At 59.7% G+C, this 23,588-nt stretch carries 21 protein-coding genes; 10 read left to right on the forward strand and 11 right to left on the reverse strand.

The annotated features are described in order from the left end of the window. Nucleotides 1-61: 61 nt before the first annotated feature. The 7 genes from pqqF (at nt 62) to POR16_RS23005 (ending at nt 7,601) form a co-directional block, all read left to right on the forward strand. The gene (gene pqqF / locus POR16_RS22975; protein WP_122381142.1) at nt 62-2,392 is read left to right on the forward strand and encodes a pyrroloquinoline quinone biosynthesis protein PqqF; all 2,331 of its coding nucleotides are present in this window, start codon (nt 62-64) and stop codon (nt 2,390-2,392) included. Nucleotides 2,393-2,527: 135 nt separating this feature from the next. After that, nucleotides 2,528-2,602 carry a pyrroloquinoline quinone precursor peptide PqqA gene (gene pqqA / locus POR16_RS22980; RefSeq protein ID WP_003422658.1) on the forward strand — a complete coding sequence of 25 codons (75 nt, stop codon included), beginning with the start codon at nt 2,528-2,530 and terminating at the stop codon, nt 2,600-2,602. 85 nt (nt 2,603-2,687) lie between these two features. Then, nucleotides 2,688-3,599: a pyrroloquinoline quinone biosynthesis protein PqqB gene (gene pqqB, locus POR16_RS22985; RefSeq protein ID WP_005896513.1), complete on the forward strand. Its 912-nt coding sequence runs from the start codon at nt 2,688-2,690 to the stop codon at nt 3,597-3,599. An 8-nt stretch (nt 3,600-3,607) separates the two neighbouring features. Beyond that, complete coding sequence (gene pqqC, locus POR16_RS22990; protein ID WP_005896510.1) at nt 3,608-4,363, forward strand: pyrroloquinoline-quinone synthase PqqC; 756 nt, start codon at nt 3,608-3,610, stop codon at nt 4,361-4,363. Further along, entirely contained in the window at nt 4,360-4,644 is a 285-nt protein-coding gene (pqqD, locus tag POR16_RS22995) for a pyrroloquinoline quinone biosynthesis peptide chaperone PqqD (RefSeq protein ID WP_005896508.1), read from the forward strand. Before pqqC ends, pqqD begins: the two co-directional genes overlap by 4 nt. A gap of 13 nt (nt 4,645-4,657) precedes the next feature. Then, on the forward strand, nt 4,658-5,806 hold the full coding sequence (pqqE, locus tag POR16_RS23000) for a pyrroloquinoline quinone biosynthesis protein PqqE (RefSeq protein WP_371906490.1): 1,149 nt from the start codon (nt 4,658-4,660) through the stop codon (nt 5,804-5,806). Then, nucleotides 5,769-7,601: a S9 family peptidase gene (locus tag POR16_RS23005; protein WP_005896504.1), complete on the forward strand. Its 1,833-nt coding sequence runs from the start codon at nt 5,769-5,771 to the stop codon at nt 7,599-7,601. The genes pqqE and POR16_RS23005 overlap by 38 nt, the downstream gene beginning before the upstream one ends. Nucleotides 7,602-7,643: 42 nt before the next feature. Here POR16_RS23005 and POR16_RS23010 read toward each other — a convergent pair whose 3' ends face one another. The 10 genes from POR16_RS23010 to bioB form a co-directional block, all read right to left on the reverse strand. After that, a complete protein-coding gene (locus POR16_RS23010; RefSeq protein ID WP_002555565.1) occupies nt 7,644-7,805 on the reverse strand; it encodes a YqaE/Pmp3 family membrane protein in 162 nt (53 codons plus the stop codon). A 391-nt stretch (nt 7,806-8,196) separates the two neighbouring features. Next, nucleotides 8,197-9,975, reverse strand: a complete 1,779-nt coding sequence (locus POR16_RS23015; RefSeq protein WP_005896502.1) for an acyl-CoA dehydrogenase C-terminal domain-containing protein — start codon at nt 9,973-9,975, stop codon at nt 8,197-8,199. Nucleotides 9,976-10,143: 168 nt separating this feature from the next. Continuing rightward, a complete protein-coding gene (locus POR16_RS23020) occupies nt 10,144-11,442 on the reverse strand; it encodes a GGDEF domain-containing protein (protein WP_005896500.1) in 1,299 nt (432 codons plus the stop codon). Between the two features lie 318 nt (nt 11,443-11,760). Continuing rightward, nucleotides 11,761-13,566, reverse strand: coding sequence for a phenylacyl-CoA dehydrogenase (locus POR16_RS23025; protein WP_005896496.1), 1,806 nt, complete (start codon nt 13,564-13,566; stop codon nt 11,761-11,763). Nucleotides 13,567-13,899: 333 nt separating this feature from the next. Beyond that, nucleotides 13,900-14,196: a hypothetical protein gene (locus POR16_RS23030; protein WP_005896494.1), complete on the reverse strand. Its 297-nt coding sequence runs from the start codon at nt 14,194-14,196 to the stop codon at nt 13,900-13,902. 153 nt (nt 14,197-14,349) lie between these two features. Beyond that, complete coding sequence (gene bioD / locus POR16_RS23035; RefSeq protein ID WP_005896492.1) at nt 14,350-15,030, reverse strand: dethiobiotin synthase; 681 nt, start codon at nt 15,028-15,030, stop codon at nt 14,350-14,352. A gap of 25 nt (nt 15,031-15,055) precedes the next feature. Then, nucleotides 15,056-15,871, reverse strand: coding sequence for a malonyl-ACP O-methyltransferase BioC (gene bioC / locus POR16_RS23040; RefSeq protein WP_005896490.1), 816 nt, complete (start codon nt 15,869-15,871; stop codon nt 15,056-15,058). Then, nucleotides 15,864-16,595, reverse strand: a complete 732-nt coding sequence (locus POR16_RS23045) for an alpha/beta fold hydrolase (protein ID WP_005896489.1) — start codon at nt 16,593-16,595, stop codon at nt 15,864-15,866. Before POR16_RS23045 ends, bioC begins: the two co-directional genes overlap by 8 nt. Beyond that, nucleotides 16,588-17,778, reverse strand: coding sequence for an 8-amino-7-oxononanoate synthase (gene bioF, locus POR16_RS23050; RefSeq protein ID WP_005896487.1), 1,191 nt, complete (start codon nt 17,776-17,778; stop codon nt 16,588-16,590). Before bioF ends, POR16_RS23045 begins: the two co-directional genes overlap by 8 nt. A 64-nt stretch (nt 17,779-17,842) precedes the next feature. Then, complete coding sequence (gene bioB, locus POR16_RS23055) at nt 17,843-18,901, reverse strand: biotin synthase BioB (protein WP_005896486.1); 1,059 nt, start codon at nt 18,899-18,901, stop codon at nt 17,843-17,845. Between the two features lie 91 nt (nt 18,902-18,992). Here bioB and POR16_RS23060 point away from each other — a divergent pair, with 91 nt between their 5' ends. The 3 genes from POR16_RS23060 (at nt 18,993) to POR16_RS23070 (ending at nt 22,628) form a co-directional block, all read left to right on the forward strand. Then, a complete protein-coding gene (locus tag POR16_RS23060; protein ID WP_005896484.1) occupies nt 18,993-19,730 on the forward strand; it encodes a ComF family protein in 738 nt (245 codons plus the stop codon). 135 nt (nt 19,731-19,865) lie between these two features. Further along, nucleotides 19,866-20,630 (forward strand): TOBE domain-containing protein, encoded by a 765-nt coding sequence (locus tag POR16_RS23065; RefSeq protein WP_005896482.1) that lies wholly within the window; start codon nt 19,866-19,868, stop codon nt 20,628-20,630. Nucleotides 20,631-20,711: 81 nt separating this feature from the next. Next, on the forward strand, nt 20,712-22,628 hold the full coding sequence (locus POR16_RS23070; protein ID WP_024669198.1) for a PhoX family protein: 1,917 nt from the start codon (nt 20,712-20,714) through the stop codon (nt 22,626-22,628). Nucleotides 22,629-22,732: 104 nt separating this feature from the next. On the opposite strand, the gene POR16_RS23075 is transcribed toward POR16_RS23070, so the two are convergent. Further along, nucleotides 22,733-23,566 carry a phosphodiesterase gene (locus POR16_RS23075; RefSeq protein WP_005896476.1) on the reverse strand — a complete coding sequence of 278 codons (834 nt, stop codon included), beginning with the start codon at nt 23,564-23,566 and terminating at the stop codon, nt 22,733-22,735. Between the last annotated feature and the right edge of the window lie 22 nt (nt 23,567-23,588).

A 23,588-nucleotide genomic window follows, 5' to 3' on the forward strand; every position in this document is an offset into this window, starting at 1 on the left:
GAAACCGGTCGTTAATCCGCTAGCATGATGCGCAGATTTTCACGCTTTTCCGGACCTTCTCATGCCTGCCCCCAACCCCGCTGACATAAGACGCCTAACGCTGGCCAACGGCCTGAACGTGGTGCTGTGTCATGAGGCGCGGCTCAAACGCAGTGCGGCTTCGTTGCGTGTGGCGGCCGGCAGCCACGATGTGCCACAGGCGTGGCCGGGGCTGGCGCACTTTCTGGAACACCTGCTCTTTCTCGGCACCGAGCGTTTTCCGCAGGGGGAAAACCTGATGACGTTCGTGCAGCGACACGGCGGGCAGGTCAACGCCAGCACCCGCGAGCGCACTACCGATTTTTTCTTCGAGCTGCCGCAAGCACGCTTTGCCCAAGGCCTGGAGCGCCTGTGTGACATGCTTGCCAAGCCGCGCATGGCGATGGCTGATCAGCGCCGCGAGCGCGAAGTGCTGCACGCAGAGTTCATCGCCTGGGTGGGTGATGCCGAAGCACGCGGTCAAATAAACCTGCTGTCGACGCTCAACCCTCAACATCCTTTGCGCGGCTTTCATGCCGGCAATCGCTACAGCCTGTCGGTCCCCAACCCCTCATTTCAGAGCGCCCTCAAGGATTTTTTCCAGCGCTTTTATCAGGCCGGGCAGATGACCTTATGCCTGAGCGGGCCGCAATCTGTGGATGAACTGGAGGCGCTGGCACGAACCTGCGGCGCAATGTTCGCGAGCGGCGAACAGGCCCCTCGACTGCCGCCGCCGACGTTGATCGCCCCTTCGGCGAACCCTCGACAGGTCGAAATTGAAAAACATCTGCTGTTCGCCTGCGAGGCTCTGCCGGACAAGGCTGACGAGGCAGCTGCGTTCCTCTGCCATTGGCTGAACGTCGCGCAAGAGGGCGGGCTTGCCGCCGAACTGGTCAAACGAGGTCTGGCTGACTCACTAAGTGCCACCGTGCTCTATCAGTTTGGTGACCAACTCTTACTCGACATCGAGTTCAAGGGCGCTGAGGCAGACGCCGCTGCCCGCAACGCGCTGTTTTTCAGCTGGCTTGAATTCTTCAGCGTCCACTGGCCTGCATTGGTCGAGGAATATCAAAGCGTTCAGCAGCGGCGTCTGCAAACAGACAGTGCATTGGCGCTGGCGCATCATTACTGCCGCGAAACCCCTTGCCGGCTGAGCGAGCAAGGCGCGGCAGCCTTGAGCGTATTGCTGGACCAACTCAGCGCCACTGCGCAGGTCAACGTGGCGGTGCTGGAAATCCTGAAAGATGCAGCGCTGCGGTGGCAACTGCCGACACCCAACCCATTCCTCGGGCCAACGCCAAACGACAATGCCGAGGCCGCGGTTTACCTGCGTTGGACGTTGCCGTCCCAGCAGCCTGCGCTGTGGCGAATGCTCGATGCCCGGCTAAAACGACTGACCGAGGACGCACGACAAGCCGGTGTGCTTTTGACATTCAGCGCTTACGGCCCCTTTTGGCAGCTCCAGCTCAACGGGTTGCGGGAACCAATGGCGGCGGTAATCGAACACTGCCTGCGCCGACTGCATCCTTTAGACGACGAGACGCTGGCTTCGGCAAAGCAATATGAGGAGCCCGCACAGATTCCGGTTCGCCAGTTGCTCAAGCGGCTTGCCGATCATTACCTGAACAGCGACACAGCGCAGCCGGCACACGACCTCAAAACCATCTGGGCACACTCACGCTGGATCAGTTTCGTCAGCGGGTTCTGCCCGTCCAGCCTGCCGCCGGTGAACGTCGAGCTGAGTAACGCGCCAGGCAGTCGTCAAGATGGGTCAGTGGCGTTGCCAGCCGTCACCGCCGGCAAGCGCTGGGTCGCCGAGGCATGCCCTTCGCCCGAAGCCGCGGTGCTGGTGTTCTGCCCTGCACCAACGGCGTCCATTGAAGATGAAGCCGCATGGCGCCTGCTTGCGCACCTGCTGCAAGCCCCGTTCTATCAGCGATTGCGGGTCGAATTGCAGCTGGGCTACGCCGTGTTCAGTAGCGTCAGGCAGATCGCGGCAAGGACTGGATTGCTGTTCGGTGTACAGTCGCCCACCTGCAGCGCCGAACAGCTTGTTCAGCACATAGAAGCCTTCATCGATGGGCTGACGGAGCTGATTCGCAGCATCGAACTGCCTGCGCAGGTCCAGGCTCTGTCAGCGCAATTCGACTCATCGAGCATGCCCGACCAGCAGCAGGCAGACATGCAATGGCACGCATGCCTCGCCGGGCATGAGGGCGATCACCTGAGCGCATTGCAAAGTGCGCTGTCAAATCTGGATACACACTTGTTGCTGGCTGCCGCAAAACAATTGAAACACGCTGTCGGCGGCTGGCTCATTGTGGCCAACAGCCCTGTTTCCGAGGTCGTTGCTCGATCCTTACCTGAACAGTAAGGGTCTTTGGTGAATATTCCGGCCCTGCTTAATTGTGAAAATGAGTAAGATAGCTCCCTAAGCATCTGAACGTATGGCGTCAGCCACGCACTAAGATGTAGTCACACACCGCCGCACTTATCCGAGGAGATTTTTATGTCGTGGACTAAACCTGCTTACACTGATCTGCGTATCGGTTTCGAAGTCACCATGTACTTCGCAAGCCGTTGATTTCAGCGCGCTGTGAAGCCTCGGTTCGCCGGGGCTTTTTTTATGGTTATGGCTGTTTTTTATTTTTGTGTACCAGGGAGCTGACATGTACATCCAGATTCTAGGTTCCGCTGCGGGCGGCGGGTTCCCTCAATGGAACTGCAACTGCGTCAATTGCGCAGGTTTCCGTGACGGTAGCCTGCGGGCACAGGCGCGGACCCAGTCGTCCATTGCGCTGTCCGACGACGGCGTGAACTGGGTGCTGTGCAATGCCTCCCCTGACATTCGTGCGCAACTGCAGGGCTTTGCGCCCATGCAACCTGGACGAGCGCTGCGCGATACCGGCATCAGCGCCATCGTGCTGATGGACAGCCAGATCGATCACACTACTGGCCTGCTCAGCCTGCGCGAGGGCTGTCCGCATCAGGTGTGGTGTACCGAAATGGTGCACGAGGACCTGAGCACCGGTTTCCCGTTGTTCGAGATGCTCAAGCACTGGAACGGCGGCCTGGACTGGAACCGCATCGAGCTGCACGGCAGCTTCGTGATCCCGGCCTGCCCGAACCTGCACTTCACGCCCTTCCCGCTGCGTAGCGCCGCGCCACCCTATTCGCCGCACCGTTTCGACCCGCATCCAGGCGATAACATCGGCTTGCTGGTCGAAGACACGCGCACTGGCGGCAAGCTGTTCTACGCACCGGGGCTAGGCAAGGTCGACGAAGCGCTGGCCGATAAAATGCGCGACGCAGACTGCCTGCTGGTCGACGGCACGATGTGGGACGACGATGAAATGCAACGCCGTGGCGTCGGCACGCGCACAGGCCGGGAGATGGGCCATCTGGCGCAGAGCGGCCCTGGCGGCATGCTCGAAGTGCTGGAAGGCTTCCCGCAGCAGCGCAAGGTGCTTATCCACATCAACAACACCAACCCGATTCTCGACGAAGACTCCCCGCAGCGCGCCGAACTGGTTCGTCGCAACGTCGAAGTCGCCTACGACGGCATGAGCATCGAGCTTTAGGAACCGACATGAGCCAGACGACTGCACTGTCCCCTGCTGAATTCGAACAGGCCCTGCGTGCCAAAGGCGCGTATTACCACATTTATCACCCGTTTCATGTGGCGATGTACGAAGGCCGCGCCACCCGTGAGCAGATTCAGGGCTGGGTTGCCAACCGCTTCTACTATCAGGTGAACATCCCGCTCAAGGACGCGGCGATTCTGGCCAACTGCCCGGATCGCGAGATTCGTCGCGAGTGGATTCAGCGCCTGCTCGATCACGACGGCGCCCCCGGTGAAGATGGTGGCATCGAAGCCTGGCTGCGCCTCGGTGAGGCCGTCGGCCTGGACCCGGATCAATTGCGCTCTCAAGAGCTGGTGCTGCCAGGCGTGCGCTTTGCCGTCGATGCCTACGTGAACTTCGCCCGCCGAACCAACTGGCAGGAGGCCGCCAGCAGCTCGCTGACCGAACTGTTCGCGCCGCAGATCCACCAGTCGCGACTGGACAGCTGGCCGCAGCATTACCCGTGGATTGATCCGACAGGCTATGAATATTTCCGCACCCGCCTGGGTCAGGCCCGGCGCGATGTGGAACATGGCCTCGCCATCACGTTACAGCACTACACTACCTATGAAGGCCAGCAGCGCATGCTGGAAATCCTGCAGTTCAAACTCGACATTCTGTGGAGCATGCTCGATGCCATGTCCATGGCCTACGAATTGAATCGCCCGCCGTATCACAGCGTCACAGACCAAAGGGTCTGGCATAAGGGGATTACGCCATGAAGCACGATCCGGCTTTTCGAGCCCTTACTCCGAAGTGGCACCAAGGCTATCGTTTTCAGTACGAGCCAGCGCAAAAAGCGCATGTGGTGCTTTATCCGGAAGGCATGATCAAGCTCAATGAAAGCGCGGCGCTGATCGCCGGGCTGATCGATGGACAGCGAACGACCGCCGTCATCATTGATGAGCTTCATCAGCAATTCCCCAATGTCCCCGAGTTGGGAATGGACGTCGACGAGTTCATGGAAGGCGCCAGAAAGAAAAACTGGATCGATCTTGTCTGACATCGTGCATGTGATGAACAGCCCCTACATACCGCCCACGCCCGAGGTCGGCCTGCCGCTGTGGCTGCTCGCCGAGCTGACCTATCGCTGCCCGCTGCAATGCCCGTATTGCTCCAACCCGCTGGACTTCGCAAAACAGGGCCAGGAGTTGACCACCGAGCAGTGGTTCAAGGTCATGCAGGAAGCACGAGAAATGGGCGCGGCGCAAATCGGCTTTTCCGGGGGCGAGCCGCTGGTGCGTCAGGACCTTGCCGAGCTGATCGCCGAAGCCCGACGTCTTGGTTTCTATACCAATCTGATCACCTCGGGCATCGGCCTGACAGAAGAAAAGATCATCGCTTTCAAGGAGGCTGGCCTGGACCATATCCAGATCAGCTTTCAGGCCAGTGACGAGCAGGTGAACAACATGCTCGCCGGCTCGAAGAAAGCCTTCGCCCAGAAGCTGGAAATGGCCAAGGCAGTGAAAAAGCACGGCTACCCGATGGTCCTGAACTTCGTGACCCACCGGCACAACATCGACCGGATCGACAAAATAATCGAGCTGTGTCTGGCACTGGAGGCTGACTTCGTCGAACTGGCGACCTGTCAGTTTTACGGCTGGGCGCATTTGAACCGTGTCGGCCTGCTGCCGACCAGGGATCAACTGGTACGCGCTGAAGCGGTCACTAACCAATACCGTGACCAACTGGCTGCGCAAAACCATCCGTGCAAGCTGATCTTCGTCACCCCCGACTATTACGAAGAGCGTCCCAAAGCCTGCATGAACGGCTGGGGCAATATTTTCCTGACAGTGACGCCAGATGGCACCGCCCTGCCGTGTCATGGCGCGCGGCAGATGCCGATCCAGTTTCCCAATGTGCGCGATCACAGCATGCAGCACATCTGGTACGACTCGTTCGGCTTCAACCGCTTTCGCGGCTACGACTGGATGCCCGAGCCATGCCGCTCGTGCGACGAGAAGGAAAAGGACTTCGGCGGCTGTCGCTGCCAAGCCTTCATGCTGACCGGGGATGCTGCCAATGCCGACCCGGTGTGCAGCAAATCCTATCACCACGGGATCATCACTCAGGCTCGCGACGAGTCGGAAACCGCTACTCAAACCATTGAAGAGCTGGCCTTTCGCAATGACCGAAACTCACGACTCATCGCAAAATCCTCTTGAACCCCTGACCGCTGCTCAAGCGGTTGCAGCGGGTATCGACTTCGCCGAGCTGGACGTCAGTTCGGCCGGTCTGTTCTGGAACGAATATCGCCCCGAAGACGGCGCCAGCCGCATCTGGCACTGGTACGCGAACAGCAAACGCTGCCTGACGCCACAAGGCTTCAGCGTTCGCAGCCGGGTCTACGAATATGGCGGCGGCTCGTTCTGTCTGGCTGACGACACCGTTGTGTTCGTCAATGAACGCGATCAGCAGCTGTATCGACAGGCGCTGGACGCGAGCGAGCCGGTGGCGCTGACCCAGGGCGATAAGCGCTACGGCGGCCTGTTCTTCGGCAACGGGCAGATCCTCGCCGTCGAAGAAGACCACAACACCCACCGATTGGTCGCCATTGACCTCGCTGACGGGCAGCGTCATTTGCTGGCCGAGGGCGCTGACTTCTACTCGTCACCGCTCATAAGCGCCGATGGCCAGCGCCTGGCCTGGGTCGAATGGCAGCGCCCGCACCAGCCGTGGACTCGTACCCGACTGATGTGCGCAGAGAAGCAGGACGACGGCCACTGGGCCAGCCCCTTGTGTGTCGCTGGTGAAGGCGCTGAAGAGTCCTTGCAGCAGCCACGCTTTGATGCGCAAGGCCACCTGCATTGCCTGACTGACCGTGCCGGCTTCTGGCAGCCGTGGAGCGAGTCGCCTTCAGGATTTACAGCGCTGCCTGCCGTGTCGGCCGATCATGCTTCCGCGCCTTGGCAACTGGGCAGCTGCACTTGGCTGCCGATCAACGAAGGTTATCTGGCCAGTTGGGCGCAGGACGGCTCTTGGGTATTGGGGCTGTGTGAGGCTGACGGTTCATGCGCTGATTTCAGCGCCGGCTACAGCCGCTTCCGCAGCCTGGCCGTGGACGAAGAGTTCATTTATTGCATTGCCGCTTCGGCGCTCAGCACATCGGCGGTGCTGGCAATATCGCGTAGCGACGCCAGCGTGCAGGTTCTCGCGGGGGGTGGGTCTCCCTTGCCTGCCGAACAGATCAGTCACCCGCAAGCGCTGCGCTACCCCAGCGGCGGTTCTGAAGCTTACGGTTACTTTTACCCGGCCATGAACGGCGTCGAACATCCCCCGCTGGTGGTGTTCATCCACGGCGGCCCTACTTCGGCCTGTTACCCGGTGCTGGACCCACGCATTCAGTACTGGGCACATCGCGGTTTCGCCGTTGCAGACCTGAACTACCGCGGCAGCAGTGGCTATGGCCGTGACTATCGGCAGAGCCTGCACCTGAACTGGGGGGTGGCCGATGTGGAAGATGCCTGCGCAGTGGTCGCACACCTTGCCGAACGTGGCTTGATCGACCCGCAGAAGGCATTCATACGCGGCGGCAGCGCGGGCGGTTACACAACCCTGTGCGCACTGGCCTTTCGGGATGTGTTTCGTGCCGGGGCAAGCCTTTACGGGGTCAGCGACCCTGTGGCACTGGCCAAGGCCACGCATAAGTTCGAGGGTGATTACCTGGACTGGCTGATTGGCGATCCGGAAAAGGACATCGAGCGCTATGAAGCCCGCACACCGTTGTTACACGCGGACAACATCAGTGTGCCCGTCATTTTCTTTCAAGGCGAACTGGATGCGGTGGTTGTACCGGAGCAGACCCGAGCCATGCTCAAGGCCTTGCAGGACAATGGCTTGAAGGCTGAGGGGCATTTTTATCCGGACGAGCATCATGGTTTCCGCAAGGCGGCTAACCTGGCAGATGCGCTGGAGAAGGAATGGAAGTTTTACCGGGATGTACTTGATGGAGCCGATTGATCGCTCCTGCTGAAGGAACGATCAACCCATGCGCCGGGGGTGTTATTTACGCGAGACGATGATGTAGATCGCGTGGATGATGCCCGGGATGTAACCCAGCAGGGTCAGCAGGATATTCAGCCAGAAAGCGCCAGCAAAGCCGACCTGCATGAACACGCCGACCGGCGGCAGCAGAATAGCGAAGATTATACGAATGATGTCCATGAAATGCTCCTGAGTGATTGGCTCTAAATGGCCATACAGCTAATCGGCCCTGGCCATCGGTGAGGGTTCAACCGGCTCTGGCAAGACGCCATTGTTTTCAGGAGTGTTTTACTGCGATCAGCCCTGTGTATACCCAATGGCTGTAAAAGAAGCCTGCGCCAGCCTATAAAACGCAGACAAAGAAAACCCCGCCGAAGCGAGGTTTTCCAGACTGTTTCCCTGATTTCCTTTTCACCCCACCGTCCTGGCAGGCTTCCCTACGTGTCCCTGTTATGTCTTGTTGCGCGTCCTGCGCTACGTCCATGAACAAAGATTAACTTTGGATCCCTTTCGTGGGAAGAGGCTAATTGGCGACACGTAGTGTAAGCAAATGCTTACACTCATTTCTCAGTCAGAATTGTGATGCTTCCAGCAGAAACAGGGAGTCGCTGCCTGCACGTACCGATGCATCGAGCGAATGAATACGCGGCAGCAGGCGCGCAAAATAGAAGCGTGCGGTGCCCAGTTTGCTCGCGTAAAACGCTTCCTGCTGTTCTTTACCCAAGGCTGCCTTGGCCATCATTGCCCACATGTAGGCGTAGGCGGTGTAGCCGAACAGATGCAGGTATTCGACAGACGCGGCGCCGATTTCATTGGGGTTACTGCGCGAGCGGTCCAGCACCCAGGCGGTCAGCTCGTCCAGCATGTTCAGCGCAGACGTCAAAGGCCGGACAAACTCGCCGAGCGAGCTCTCGGAGCTATCGATGAACTGACGCACTTCATCCGAGAAGACCTGATAGAACGCGCCGTTCGACCCGACAATCTTGCGACCGACCAAGTCCAGCGCCTGGATGCCGTTGGTGCCTTCGTAGATCTGCGTGATGCGCACATCGCGCACCAGTTGCTCCTGCCCCCATTCCCGAATATAACCGTGACCGCCGAATACCTGCTGGCCGTGGACCGTGGTTTCCAAGCCGATATCGCTCAAAAAGGCTTTGGCGACCGGAGTCAGCAGCGCCACCAGATCGTCGGCACGCTTGCGCGCAACTTCGTCCGGGCTGAACTTGGCGATATCCAGTTGCAGGGCAACATAGCTGGAGAACGCCCGACCACCTTCGTTGAACGCCTTCATCGTCAGCAGCATGCGTCGCACATCCGGGTGGACGATGATCGGGTCAGCAGCTTTTTCCTTGTTTTGCGCGCCGGTCGGCGCACGGCTCTGCAGGCGATCAAGGGCGTATTCGACAGCGTTCTGATAAGACTGCACGCCAGACGCCAGGCCTTGAATGCCCACACCGAGACGCTCGTAATTCATCATGGTGAACATTGCCGCCAGGCCCTTGTTGGGCTCACCGATCAGGTAACCGACGGCGTCGTCGAAGTTCATCACGCAGGTCGCAGACGCCTGAATACCCATCTTGTGTTCGATGGAGCCACAACTGACGGTGTTGCGCGAACCGACGCTGCCATCGTCACCCACCATGAACTTGGGCACCAGAAACAACGAGATACCTTTAGGGCCAGCCGGAGCGTCAGGCAGCTTGGCCAGCACGAGATGGATGATGTTCTCGGTCAGGTCGTGTTCACCACCTGTAATGAAAATCTTGCTGCCGGTGATCGTGTAGGTGCCGTCCGCTTGTGGCTCGGCTCTGGTGCGGATCATGCCGAGGTCTGTGCCTGCATGTGCCTCGGTCAGGCACATGGAGCCGGCCCAGGCGCCCGAATACATGTTGGGCAGGAATTTGGCCTTGAGTGCTTCGGTGGCATGGGTGTCGATCGACACGCACGCCCCGGAGGTCAACATCGCGTACAGACCAAAGGCAAGACTGGCGGAGTTGATCATTTCCTCGACCTGAGCCGAGACCACCTTGGGCATGCCCATGCCGCCGAACGCGGGGTTTCCGCCAACGCCGACCCAGCCACCTTCGGCATAGGTCCGATAGGCTTGCGGATACCCCGCCGGCGTAGTCACGACGGTGTCATTCCAGTGACAGCCCTCCTCGTCGCCGTTGCGGCTCAGCGGGGCAATGGTCTTGCTGGTGACTTTGCCGGCTTCTTCGAGAATGGCGTCGACCGTTTCCGCGTCGACTGTTTCAGCCAGCTCGGGCAGCTGTGCCCAGAGTCTGGAGACCTCGAACACTTCATTGAGGACGAAGCGCATATCGCGCAGTGGCGCTTTGTAGTCAGCCATGGCAAACCTCGTGAACACGTAACGAGAAACAGTGGGAGGCTGGTCGATGCGTGCAAACATGACGATCAGCTACCGGGTTTCACGAGTCTACCCGAACAACATTTCAGACACATAGGGTCGTGTCATGACTCGATGGTCATAACAGGTCACGGCTTTATAAGGTGTTGATCAGTTGGTTGCACTCGGAGTACGCACGGCGCCGCGTCGATTCAGGTGTTCATGGGAGACGACACAGTTGCGCCCCGCCCCCTTGGCCGCGTAAAGCGCCTGGTCAGCGCATTTGAGCACCTCTTCGGGCGTGCGATGTTCGGGTTGGCGTTCGGCAACACCGATACTGACCGTTACCGACACACTGCCTGCCTGAGCACCGCTGCGTCGCTGGCGGCCTTGCTGATCGTCCTGAGGACGGCTGTCCTTGTTGCGCAACTGGATCTCGTAAGTGGCAATGGCTTCGCGAATGGCTTCCAGGTGCGGCAGGCACTCCTCAATGGTTTTGGCCGCAAAGACAATGGCGAACTCTTCCCCGCCATAGCGATAGGCCTTGCCGCCGCCATTGGTGATTTTCGACAGTTTGCTGGCCACCAGCCGCAACACCTGATCTCCTACATCGTGACCATGTGTGTCGTTGAATTTCTTGAAGTGATCGACGTCGCTCATTGCCAGAACATAATTGCGCCCCAGACGCTGCATGCGCTCATTGAGTGCCCGACGGCCTGGCAGCCCCGTGAGTTCGTCGCGGAAGGCCATCTGATAAGCCTCGTGAGCGACGGCAGCAGCAATCATCAGCATGACCTGACTGCAAAGAATATTCAGCGTGAACGGCAGAATGAAGGTCTTGGGCAGCGCCCAGAACAGCCCCAGCAGACCGACGATCTGCGCGGCGTGCAGCGGTCGCGGTTTTTCCAGGTACTGCCAGATCAGCACCGCGAACGACATTAGAAACATCGCGTAGGACAACTGGATCAGACTCATCCACGAGCCATGCAATGCAGGCCAGCGGATGTCCGCCAGCCAGGCTTGCAGTTCGACCGGATAACTTTGCTCAAGCCCCACTGCCACGCCGCCCAGGGCCACCATTACCGCGAGACGCGCGACCATGTCCTGAAACAGATGAGTGCGTTCCTCCCACGCCGCGTAAAGCCCGAACAGCACCGGCAACAGCAGGCACACCAGATGGAAGATGACTGCGGCATCGTCACGGACCTTGCCGTTGTCGCGGTAGAAGTCGGTCTGGGTGTCAAGCAGGTAATAGGCGATGTAGACGGTGAGCATCAGGAACAGCTCGCGCTGCCGACGATAGACACAGCAATACGCACCGCCCAACAGCAGAACCAGAGTGGGCAGCACATTGAACAGAGAGGTGAAGAAGACGTTCAGGTCCTTTACATACGCAGCCGCAAGCCCCGCCACCAGCAATGCCAGTGAGGGCAGAAAATGACTCAGGCGTGCAGCTGATGGACGCAACAAAAAACAATCTCCTGCCCAAGGACGAATCGATGTCATTGTGCCTTCATCCGGCGAACAATGCATTCAGCAGGATCAACAAACGAGCTACTTCTGTAACGGCAGGAGAGTGGAAATGTTTATTGCGTGATCCTCTAACGCGCTTCTTGGCGCTCTACCGCCGCACCTCTGCGCCGCACCACAACTCAAGACCGCACGCAGAGCGTTCCCACAAAGGAGCCCGTGGAACGAGTCCGCTGAGTCGCATTAGCCGCTACAAACGCAGCCCAAAAAAAAGCCGCCTGATCAGCGATCAGGCGGCTTGGTTGACTGACGGAGGGCTCAGTAAGCCAGACCGAAGTCTTCTTCCTTCATGTCCATCAGGTTACCGGCGCCCGACAGGATGGCGGCAACGTGGGTACGGGTGCGCGGCAGGATGCGCTGGAAGTAGAAGCGTGCAGTCTGGATCTTGGCGCGGTAGAACGCCTCGTCCGACGTACCGGCTGCGAGCTTCTCGGCGGCCAGACGCGCCATGTCGGCCCAGAAGTACGCCAGGCAGGCATAACCGGAATACATGATGTAATCCACCGAAGCAGCGCCCACTTCTTCACGGTCCTTCATTGCAGCCATGCCCACTTTCAGAGTCAGGTCGCCCCACTCCTTGTTCAGCGCAGCCAACGGGGTGACGAATTCCTGAACGGCTTCGTTGCCTTCATTGCCCTGGCAGAACTTGTGTACGATTTTGGTGAAACCCTTCAGTGCTTCGCCTTGGGTCATCAGCACCTTGCGGCCCAGCAAATCGAGTGCCTGGATACCCGTGGTGCCTTCGTACAGCATCGAAATACGGCTGTCGCGAACGTTCTGTTCCATGCCCCACTCGGCGATGAAGCCGTGACCACCGTAGATCTGCACGCCATGGTTGGCGGCTTCAAAGCCCACTTCAGTCATGAATGCCTTGGCAATCGGCGTCATGAACGCCAGCAGCGCGTCGGCGGCTTTCTTCTGCTCGGGGTCTTCGCTGTACTTGACGATGTCGACCTGCTTGGCGGTGAAGTACACCATCGCGCGGGTGCCCTCGGCGAAGGCTTTCATGGTCAGCAGCATGCGCCGCACGTCAGGGTGGACGATGATCGGGTCAGCCGACTTTTCCGGCGCTTTCGGGCCGGTCAGGGAACGCATTTGCAGACGGTCACGGGCGTATTTCAGGCCGCCCTGAAAAGCCACTTCGGCATGCGCCAGGCCTTGCAAGGCGGTGCCCAGACGCGCGGTGTTCATGAACGTGAACATGCAGTTCAGGCCCTTGTTCGGCGGGCCGATCAGGTAGCCGGTAGCACCGTCGAAGTTCATCACGCAGGTTGCGTTGCCGTGGATGCCCATCTTGTGTTCGATCGAACCGCAATTGACTGCGTTGCGCTCGCCGATGCCGCCATCGGCAGCCGAGATGAACTTGGGCACGATGAACAACGAAATGCCTTTGGTGCCAGCCGGTGCATCCGGCAGACGGGCCAGCACGATGTGGACGATGTTATCGGCCATGTCGTGCTCACCGGCGGAAATGAAGATCTTGGTGCCGGTGACCTTATAGGTGCCGTCCGCCTGTGGCTCGGCCCTGGTGCGCAACATGCCCAGGTCGGTGCCGCAATGCGACTCGGTCAGGCACATGGTGCCGGTCCATTCGCCGGACACCAGCTTGGTCAGATAGGCCTCCTGCTGCTCGGGGGTGCCGTGCTCCGAGATCGTGTTCATCGCGCCATGAGACAGCCCCGGGTACATTCCCCACGACCAGTTGGCTTCGCCGACCATCTCGCTGACTGCAAGACCGAGAGACTCCGGCAGACCCTGGCCACCGTGCGCCAGATCGTGTGCCAGACTCGGCCAGCCGCCCTCGACAAACTGCTTGTAGGCCTGCTTGAAACCGGACGGCGTCTTCACGCCCGACTCGCTCCAGGTGCAGCCTTCGGTATCACCCACGCGGTTCAGCGGGGCCAGCACCTGCTCACAGAACTTGGCGCCCTCTTCAAGAATGGCGTCGACCATGTCCGGCGTGGCGTCGTGGCAAGCGGGCAGGCTTTGATAGTGCGCTTCATAACCGAGCAGCTCGTCGCGGACGAAACGAATATCACGCAAGGGGGCCTTGTAGTCAGGCATAGCGATAAACCTCTGCTGATGAATCCTGGAACGAATGACCGGACGGTCGCCGAGAACAGAGCCTCAAGCACCAGACAATCTCGCATGCCTTGCGGTCAAACAGGTGTTTGAAACATACGTTTACGCCTAAACCTTGTCAATAGCGAACCACGCACCATTCGTCCAAGGCATTGACCGACCGCGCAGGCACAGGCATGCGGCGCAGAAAAAAGCGTAACGAGAGGTTAGTTGGGGCGAAGAGAACAGCGCAGGCGATACAGCTTGGTGATAGCGGGGGATTCAGCCGATGACGCCGCGCGGTGTAGGTACCACGCGGGTTCTTTGAGCGGAATATTAAGCGTAAGTGTCGATCAGCGTACCGAGCGCTTCGTTGCTTGCTCTTTGAGCTGCAAGGCCGGCCTCGAACTGATTTTTGCCTGCTGCGAGCTCGACAATATTGCCAGGCAGATCCGAGCGCTGGCTGCGATCAACAGAACGAAGGTTTTCGAGCTGGAAGTCCGATGACTGGCTTCGGCCCGCCACTTCGACATTGATGCTGGCGATCTGGGTGGCCGCCTGATCCACACGTCCCTGCCCGACCTGCATGGCGCTCAAGCCTGGGTAGAGGGTGTTGTTCATGGTGATTTGCATAAGCCGATCCTCAGTTCAAAAAAATGAACATCTGCATTGAACCAGCATTTGCTCAGGAATACTCGACAAACAGACTAATGGCACTAGGCCTCACGATAGACTGAGCCTTGAAATCGGAAAAGACCCTTGTCTGTCAGGAACATAGCAACGCTGTCAGCAGAGCCTCCCGATATCAAGATATAGCGCCACGTTTTCGGCGCTGGCCGTGTCCAGACGAGGGACACGCCCCAGGCACGGAGCGGGCAAGCGCTCGACCAGCGTGACAAGGTTTTCCTCAAGCCGCGCCGTCTCAGGGTCGATGATATTAGCCACCCAGCCCGCGAGATGCAGACCGTCGCGGGCAATGGCTTCGGCGGTCAGTACGGCATGATTGATACAGCCCAGACGCACGCCCACCACCAGAATTACCGGCAAACCCAACGCAATGGCCAGATCGGAAAGATTGCTCTGCCCATCCAGCGGAACACGCCAGCCACCTGCACCTTCAATCAAGGTGAAGTCAGCCTGTTTATCGAGAATGTGGCGCATCGGCGTTAACAAGGAATCAACGGTCAGTGTAACGCCCGCCTCGCGTGCGGCCAGATGTGGAGCAATCGCTGGCTCCAGCGCCAGCGGGTTGACCTCATCGTAATCCAGCGCAAGCGAACACTCGGCCTGCAACGCCAGCGCGTCGGAATTGCGCAGCCCCTGCGCGCTCTTCACACAGCCGGACGCGACAGGCTTGCCCGCAGCCGTACTCAGGCCACTCAGCCGGGCAGCGCACAGCAGACCCGCTGCCACTGTGGTTTTACCCGCATCGGTGTCTGTTCCGGTTACAAAATAAGCAACACTCATCCTGGAAACCTTTCCTTCATCACACTCAGCCATCAGCTTTTTCCAGCACCGCGTACACCACTTGATACGTGGCAGGCAGCCCCGCCTCCAGGCGAAAGCGCTCATAGGCCTTGACCATGCCCAGCATTCGCTCGCGTCCAGTCAGGCCGCTGGGTCGCCCCGGATTGAGATTGTGCGCTCCGAGGGCCTTCAACTCGTGGGTCAGGCTGCGCACATCCGGGTAGTGCAACACGTGTGGGCGAACGTCCAGGCTGCGCACCCGCAGACCACTGGCGGCACACAGCTGGCGGTAGTCATCCTCGCGACGGAAGCGATTCACATGCACCTGGCCGTCAACCGCTTGCCAACTGTCGCGCAGCTCATACAGCGTGCCCACGCACAGGCTGGCAAAGGCAAACACGCCGCCGGGCTGCAATACACGATGAGCCTCACTCAGCACAGCCTTGAAATCAGCACACCACTGGACGGCGAGGCTGGAGAAAATCAGCCCGCAGCTTTGATCGCGCAACGGCAGATGCTCGGCATCCCCCGCAATAAAATGCTCTGCTCCACCAAGCGGCTGTGCGTGACGCAACATACCTTCGGCGATATCCAGCGCGATGCCTTCGCTGCTATTGAACGCTTGCCCCAGCGCCCGGCTGAAATAACCGGTGCCACAGCCAAGGTCCAGCCAGCGCGCAGGCGTGAATCCGGCAGGAAGACAGGTCAGCAAATGGTTGCCGACGCTACGCTGCAATTCAGCGACGCTGTCGTAGCTGCCCGCTGCCCGGGAGAAAGACGCCGCGACCTGGCGCTTATCGGGCAGCACAGAGGGCGGCTTGGGATGGGAAAGATCAGTCATCGCCCGACTCATGTAGAAAAGCCTGGATTGCCGCCGCCACCCCATGAGGGTTTTCCAGAAGAAACGCGTGACTGGCTTGCTCGATGACGCCTACTTCTACATCCGGCAACAAGGCCAGCAGATCACCTGCGGCCTCGGCTGGCACGAAGGCATCCAGCCCGGCGAACAAGTGCAATTGCGGCCCACGATAGGTTTGCAGCGCGCTGCGGGTATCCAGTTGTTGAAGTATTTTCAGGCCATCGACCAGCGCGGTACTCGAAGTGTACGGCGCACCGGCCTTGAGCAGGCGCGCCAGACCGCGAGGGTCTTCTGCACCTTGTGTACACAACAGGCTGAAGCGCTTGAGCGTCGCCTCCGGGTCTGCGCAACAGCCTGCCAGAAACACATCGAAATCCAGTGCAGGCATCGCATTCGGCCATGCGCCGCGAGTAACGAAACAGGCATTGCTGGCCAGGGTCAACAAGCCGCAGCAACCCTCACCACGCCGCGCTGCCAGCTCGGCAGCCAGCATACCGCCCAACGACCATCCGCCCAGCCAGGCATCATCCGGCAGGTTGCTGTCCAGTTCGTCGAGCCAGTCCGACAGATCGCAGCTGTCGATGTCCGGCAGTGGCTCGATCTCGACTCGCAAACGCTCGTCCAGCCCGCACAATGCGTCGGCAAGCGGTTGCAGAGGAGACACACCAAGGCCCCAGCCCGGCAATAGAATCAGACGATCACGCATGCACAGGCTCCGTAGATTGACGTGCATCCAGCAGCGGGTAGCACTGCTCCAGCGCCTCTAATAACAGTTGCACGTCCGCCTCGCTGTGGGCAGCAGATAACGTCACGCGCAGCCGGGCACTGCCGGCAGGCACAGTGGGTGGGCGTATGGCGGTCACCAGCAAGCCACGCTCTCGCAGCAACTGCGACAAGCGCAGCGCGCGACCGGCGTCGCCGATCATGATCGGCTGGATCGGCGTGAAGCTGTCCATCAGTTGCAGGCCGAGCTGCTCGGCACCGCGCCGAAATTGCTGAATCAGACGGGCCAGATGCTCGCGACGCCAGTGCTCGGTGCGCAGCAGTTGCAGGCTTTTCAGCGTCGCGCAGGCCAGCGCAGGCGGTTGACTGGTGGTGTAGATGTAAGGCCGGGCAAACTGGATCAGGGTTTCGATCAGCTCTTCACTGCCTGCCACAAATGCGCCAGAGGTGCCGAACGACTTGCCGAGCGTGCCGACCAGCACCGGCACATCATCCATACTCAAGCCGAAATGCTCGACAATGCCCGCCCCGTTCGCGCCCAGCGACCCGAAACCATGCGCGTCGTCGACCATCAGCCAGGCGCCGCGGGCCTTTGCAGCCTTTGCGAGCGCAGGCAGGTCGGCGATGTCACCATCCATGCTGAACACGCCGTCGGTCACCACCAGCGTATCGCCGACGGATTTTTCCAGCCGCGAGCTCAGGCTGTTGACGTCGTTGTGCAGATAGCGGGAAAACCGTGCGCCGCTGAGCAAACCTGCATCCAGCAGCGAAGCGTGATTGAGGCGGTCTTCCAGTACGGTATCACCCTGCCCGACCAGGGCCGTCACTGCACCGAGGTTAGCCATGTAACCGTTGGAGAACAGCAGCGCGCGCGGTCGTCCGGTCAGGTCGGCAAGGGCTTCTTCCAGTTCGTGATGCGGTGCGCTATGGCCGATTACCAGATGCGACGCGCCGCCACCCACGCCCCAGCGCTCGGCGCCTGACTGCCATGCGGCGATCACGTCGGGATGATTGGCGAGGCCCATGTAATCGTTGTTGCAGAACGCCAGCAGCGGCTGACCATCGACGATGACCTGCGGGCCTTGCGGGCTTTGCAGCAGCGGGCGCTGACGATACAGATGCTGCGCGCGACGGGCATCAAGGCGTGTGCGGAGATCGAAAGACATGCAGGCCCCGGTCCGGAAGGTAGCTATTCAAAACGGGCCGATAAAGACCGGCCCGTTTCAGGCGTCAGGCAGAAGCTGCGTCGTAAAACATCGAACTGCTTTGCTGCTCGACCAGCGCCTGCTCGATGGCAGCCTGATGCACTTCGTCGGCATGCCCCTCGCCCGCTTCAGGCTTGATGCCCAAGCGCGAGAACAGCAGCATGTCTTTGTCGGCTTGCGGGTTGGCGGTGGTCAGCAGTTTGTCACCGTAGAAAATCGAGTTGGCGCCAGCAAAAAACGCCAAGGCTTGCATTTGTTCGTTCATCGCTTCGCGGCCGGCAGACAGGCGCACGTGGGATTTGGGCATCAGAATACGCGCCACGGCCAGCATGCGAATGAAGTCGAAAGGGTCGACGTCTTCAGCGTTTTCCAGCGGCGTACCAGCGACCTTGACCAGCATGTTGATCGGCACAGACTCCGGATGCTCCGGCAGATTGGCCAGCTGGATCAGTAAACCGGCGCGGTCATCAAGCGACTCGCCCATGCCCAAAATGCCGCCAGAGCAAATCTTCACTCCCGCATCGCGAACATAAGCAAGGGTTTGCAGGCGCTCGCCATATGTACGGGTGGTAATGATGCTGCCGTAAAATTCCGGCGAGGTGTCCAGGTTGTGGTTGTAGTAATCCAGCCCTGCGGTGGCCAACGCCTCGGTCTGCTCCTGGTCGAGACGGCCCAGGGTCATGCAGGTTTCCAGGCCCATTGCCTTAACGCCTTTGACCATTTCCAGCACATACGGCATGTCTTTGGCAGACGGATGTTTCCAGGCTGCGCCCATGCAGAAACGGGTCGAACCGATGGCCTTGGCACGCGCGGCTTCTTCGAGGACCTTCTGCACTTCCAGCAGTTTTTCCTTTTCAAGCCCGGTGTTGTAATGACCGGACTGCGGGCAGTACTTGCAGTCTTCAGGGCAGGCGCCGGTCTTGATCGACAACAGGGTGGAGACTTGAACACGGTTGGCGTCGAAGTGAGCGCGATGCACCGTTTGCGCCTGAAACAGCAAGTCATTGAATGGCTGTACAAACAACGCCCTGACCTCGGCTAAAGTCCAGTCGTGACGCAAAGTGGCGGTGGTGCTGGCGCTCATCGGGCGGCTCCTTGGTATTTCTGGGCAATGCGCGAGGGGCGAAAAAGACCACACACGCAACACGGATGTCGGGCATATTTAAGGAAGAGCCATGCAGTGTCAACCCAGGCACTACCATCAGGTTTACATCTGGTTAAAAAACAAACAAATCTGCCTGTTGTGCGATGAACGCAGCGAGGTGCCAACCCCCATCTGTGTGCCCTGCGAAGCCGAGTTGCCTTGGCTTGGCGCGCAATGCGAGTGTTGCGCACTGCCCTTGCCCGGCGCCGGCCTGAGCTGCGGCCTTTGTAGCAAGCGTCCGCCGGCCTTCAGCCAGGTTATCGCGCCGTGGCGGTATGACTTTCCGGTCGACAGCCTGATCACCCGCTTCAAACACAACGGCAAGTTGCCGATGGGGCATTTACTGGCCGACCTGTGCGGGCAATTTCTTCAGCACCGCTTCGATGAAGGTGTGCCGCGCCCGGATTACCTCTTGCCAGTGCCTTTAGCCGTCAAACGCCTGCGTCAGCGCGGCTACAACCAGGCGGCAATGCTCGCTGGATGGCTGGGCAAAAAGCTGCAATTGCCTGTCGACGAACACCATCTGCTGCGCAGCCGGGAGACCGCAGCGCAACAAGGCCTGGACGCCAAAACCCGCAAGCAGAACCTGCACGGCGCCTTCACCCTGATTGATGCCGACTGGGTGCGAGACAAGCACCTTGCATTGGTCGACGACGTCCTGACCACCGGCTCGACGGCAGAGGTTATTGCTCGCCTATTGAACGACGCCGGTGCGCGACGGGTGGACGTCTACTGCCTGGCAAGAACACCCAAGCCAGGTAGTAGGTGACTCAGGTAAGTCTGGCGATTATCGTTCCCACGCTCCAGCGTGGTAACGCCCTTCTGGACGCTCCGCGTCCGGCTTTCGACGTCACGCACAAGAACGATCATACTGCCCTCTCTTCCCCAACCCGCCCGGATCACCATGTCCCTGCCCCCCTTGCTCACGCAATACATGGTCCGTCGCCCGCAACGCATTGCGCTGTTGCAGCATATTGCCGAACAGGGTTCGATCACCCGTGCCGCGAAAAGCGCAGGCTTGAGTTACAAGGCCGCCTGGGACGCCATCGACGAACTCAACAACCTGGCGCAAAAACCACTGGTAGAGCGCAATGTCGGCGGGCGTGGCGGTGGCGGCGCCAGACTGTCGGTCGAGGGCGAGCGAGTGCTGCGTCTGTATCAGCGGGTGCAAGCCTTGCAGGCTCAGGTGCTGGAGGCTGCCGAACACAGTAGCGACCTCGACCTGCTCAATCGCCTGACCCTGCGCACCAGCGCGCGCAACCAGTTGCTGGGGCGGATCGTGAGCATCACTCAGCAAGGGCATAACGATCAGGTGCGCCTGCAATTGGCCGATGAGGTGTTTATCGATGCGCAGGTGACGCACGACAGCACGCTGAGTCTGGGCCTGGAAATCGGCACGGACGCTGTTGCACTGATCAAGGCGGGATGGCTGGAATTACACGCGCCGGGCGCCGAAGAAACAAATGGAAACAATTGCTTGACCGGTCATATCGAAAGCGTCATCGACGCCGAAAACGGCCCCAGCGAAGTGCGCATCGCATTGCCCAGCGGCCAGACGCTGTGCGCCCTCGCGACACCTTCGCAGCTGCACGCGCAGCAGTTGAAAACCGGCGCCAGCGTGCAGGCAAGATTCGCAGCTTCGTTCGTGCTGCTGGGTATACCGCTGTAAGCCCAGGCGCGTCATCACTGCGACACAATTTCGTCATATGTGCCCACTAAGGTGGCTGCCATATTCGAGGGAGCCGTGATGATGAAACTATTAGAAGAAAATCAGACCACCGATCTGGAAAGCATGGTCGCCACTACCAAGGCCGGCCTTACCCGCCGAGGTTTCATCAGCGCCGGGGCGTTGTGCGGTGCTGCGATGTTTCTGGGCGGCAACCTGCTGAGCCGCACCGTGCTGGCAGACAGCGTCAAGGCAGCGTCCGGCGCCTTGCTGGGTTTTGACAGCATCGCTGCCGCAACCGCCGACAGCATCAGCTTGCCAAAAGGCTACACGTCATCCGTTCTGATCAGTTGGGGCCAGCCGCTGCACGTGGGCGGCCCGGCCTTCGATCCAAGCGGCAAGGGCACTGCCAAGGCTCAGGAAGAGCAATTCGGCGACAACAACGACGGTATGTTCCTGTTCCCTATGCCGGGGCACACTGATCGCGCCCTGATGGCGATCAACAACGAATACACCAACTACCGTTACCTCTTCGATCACGGCAAAGAGCCGCAATCGGCTGAAGAAGTGCAGAAGGCACTCGCTGCAGAAGGCGTTTCAATAATCGAGGTGCGGCAGAAAGACGGCAAATGGCAGTTCGTCCAGGACTCGCACTACAACCGTCGCGTGCATGGCAATACCCCGATCGACCTGAGCGGCCCCGCAGCCGGTCACGACTGGCTCAAGACCGACGCCGACAAGACCGGCACACACGCTTTGGGGACCTTTCAGAACTGCTCCAGCGGTCAGACGCCGTGGGGCACCTACCTGACGTGCGAGGAGAACTTCACTGATTGCTTTGGCAGCAGCAACCCCGAGCAGAAGTTCGACGCAGGCATGAAGCGCTACGGCGTCGTGGCCGCCAGCAAGGAGATCAACTGGCACCCGCACGATCCGCGCTTCGATATCGCGAAAAATCCCAATGAAGTGAACCGCCACGGCTGGGTGGTCGAGATCGACCCGTTCGACCCCAAATCGACACCGGTCAAGCGCACTGCACTCGGACGCTTCAAGCACGAAAACGCTGCCTTCACGCAAACCAAGGGTGGGCGCGCTGTGGTGTACATGGGCGATGACGAGCGTGGCGAATTCATCTACAAGTTCATCAGCCGCGACAAGATCGATCACCAGGACCCGAAAGCCAATCGGAATCTGCTGGACCACGGCACCTTGTACGTGGCGCAGTTCGACGCGGGCGATAGCAATCCGGATCATCCGAAAGGTAAAGGCCAGTGGCTCGAACTGACTCACGGCAAAAATGGACTGGACGCAGCCGCCGGCTTCAATAATCAGGCAGAAGTGTTGATTCATGCGCGTCTGGCCGCCAGCGTCGTCCAGGCCACACGCATGGACCGCCCGGAATGGATCGTGGTCAGCCCCAAGGACGGCCAGGTCTATTGCACCCTGACCAACAACATCAAGCGTGGTGACGAGGGGCAGCCTGTCGGCGGGCCGAACCCGCGCGCCAAAAACCAGTACGGGCAGATCCTGCGCTGGAGCGAAGAAGACAGCAATCCTTCGGCGATGGACTTCGAGTGGGATCTGTTTGTGGTGGCGGGCAACCCTGCCGTGCATGCTGGAACACCCCAGGCCGGGTCGAGCAACATCAACCCGCAAAACATGTTCAACAGCCCGGATGGCTTGAGCTTCGACCAGGCAGGTCGCCTGTGGATCCAGACCGACGGAGACTCCAGCAACAAGGGCGACTTCGCAGGAATGGGCAACAACCAGATGCTTTGCGCAGACCCGGCCAGCGGCGAGATTCGTCGTTTTCTGGTCGGCCCGGTCGGCTGCGAAATCACCGGAATCAGCTTTGCGCCTGACTACAAGACAATGTTCATCGGCATCCAGCACCCTGGCGAAAACGGTGGCTCCACCTTCCCCGAACACCTGCCCAATGGCAAGCCACGCTCATCGGTGATGGTGATCACGCGTGAAGACGGCGGCGTTATCGGCGCCTGATCGGCGGAGCGCTGAGCAAGGAGCACGCAAAGCGCTCTGCCTTACATGCAAGGCCCGAACTCTCAGGAGATAGGGCCTTTGTGGGAGCGATCATCACTCGGACGTCAATCGATCAGCCCGTTCACATCGTAAAACGGATACGGTCCTTCATAGTCGCCGAACACCGCGTTGTGGCTCACCAAACCTTGCTCGGGAACCCAGCGGTGCAGTACGTAGCCTGCCGGTTCAAGGTTGAAATGTGCAGGAGCGGCCTCATCCAGGTCCAGCACGATCTGGTGCGAGGTGCCGGGACAGATACTCGCCAAACTGCCACCAAAACGGCGCTGCATCGGTCGATGCAGATGGCCACACAACAGGCGCTCTACCTGCGGATGCTGCGCGATCACACGCTCCAGCGCCGACGCATTGCCGAAGGGTTCGCGGTCCATGTGGCCAATCCCGGTAATAAACGGCGGGTGATGCAGAATGATCAAGGTCGGCACATAAGGGCGTCGCGACAGTTGGGCATGCAGCCAGTCCAGTTGGCAGTAATCCAGTTGCCCGCCATGTTCGCCGGGAATCGTGGTGTCCATTCCGATCAGGCGTACTGGATACTGTTCCACCACCCAGTCCAGAGGCCCGCTGGCCGAAAAGGGCAGATACACCTGGTCGGCAAACGCAGCCAGCAGGTTCTCCCGGTTGTCGTGATTGCCAGGCACCAGGTAGAACGGCATTTGCAGACGCTCAAGCTCTGGCTTCAGCACGGCATATTCATCCTCACGACCGAAGTCCACAAGGTCACCGCTGATCACGACTATGTCAGGCCGCTGTTTGCTGGCGTTGATATGAGCGACGGCGCGGCGTAACGCCCCCAGCGTATCGACCACGCCGTAGGTCAGACGACCATCGGCTTTCAGGTGCAGGTCGCTGATCTGAGCAATAAGAAACGAACGGTTCACAATAATCTCTCGACAGAAAACG

The sequence above is a fragment of the Pseudomonas coronafaciens pv. oryzae str. 1_6 genome (assembly GCF_000156995.2).
Taxonomy (GTDB): domain Bacteria; phylum Pseudomonadota; class Gammaproteobacteria; order Pseudomonadales; family Pseudomonadaceae; genus Aquipseudomonas; species Aquipseudomonas tremae.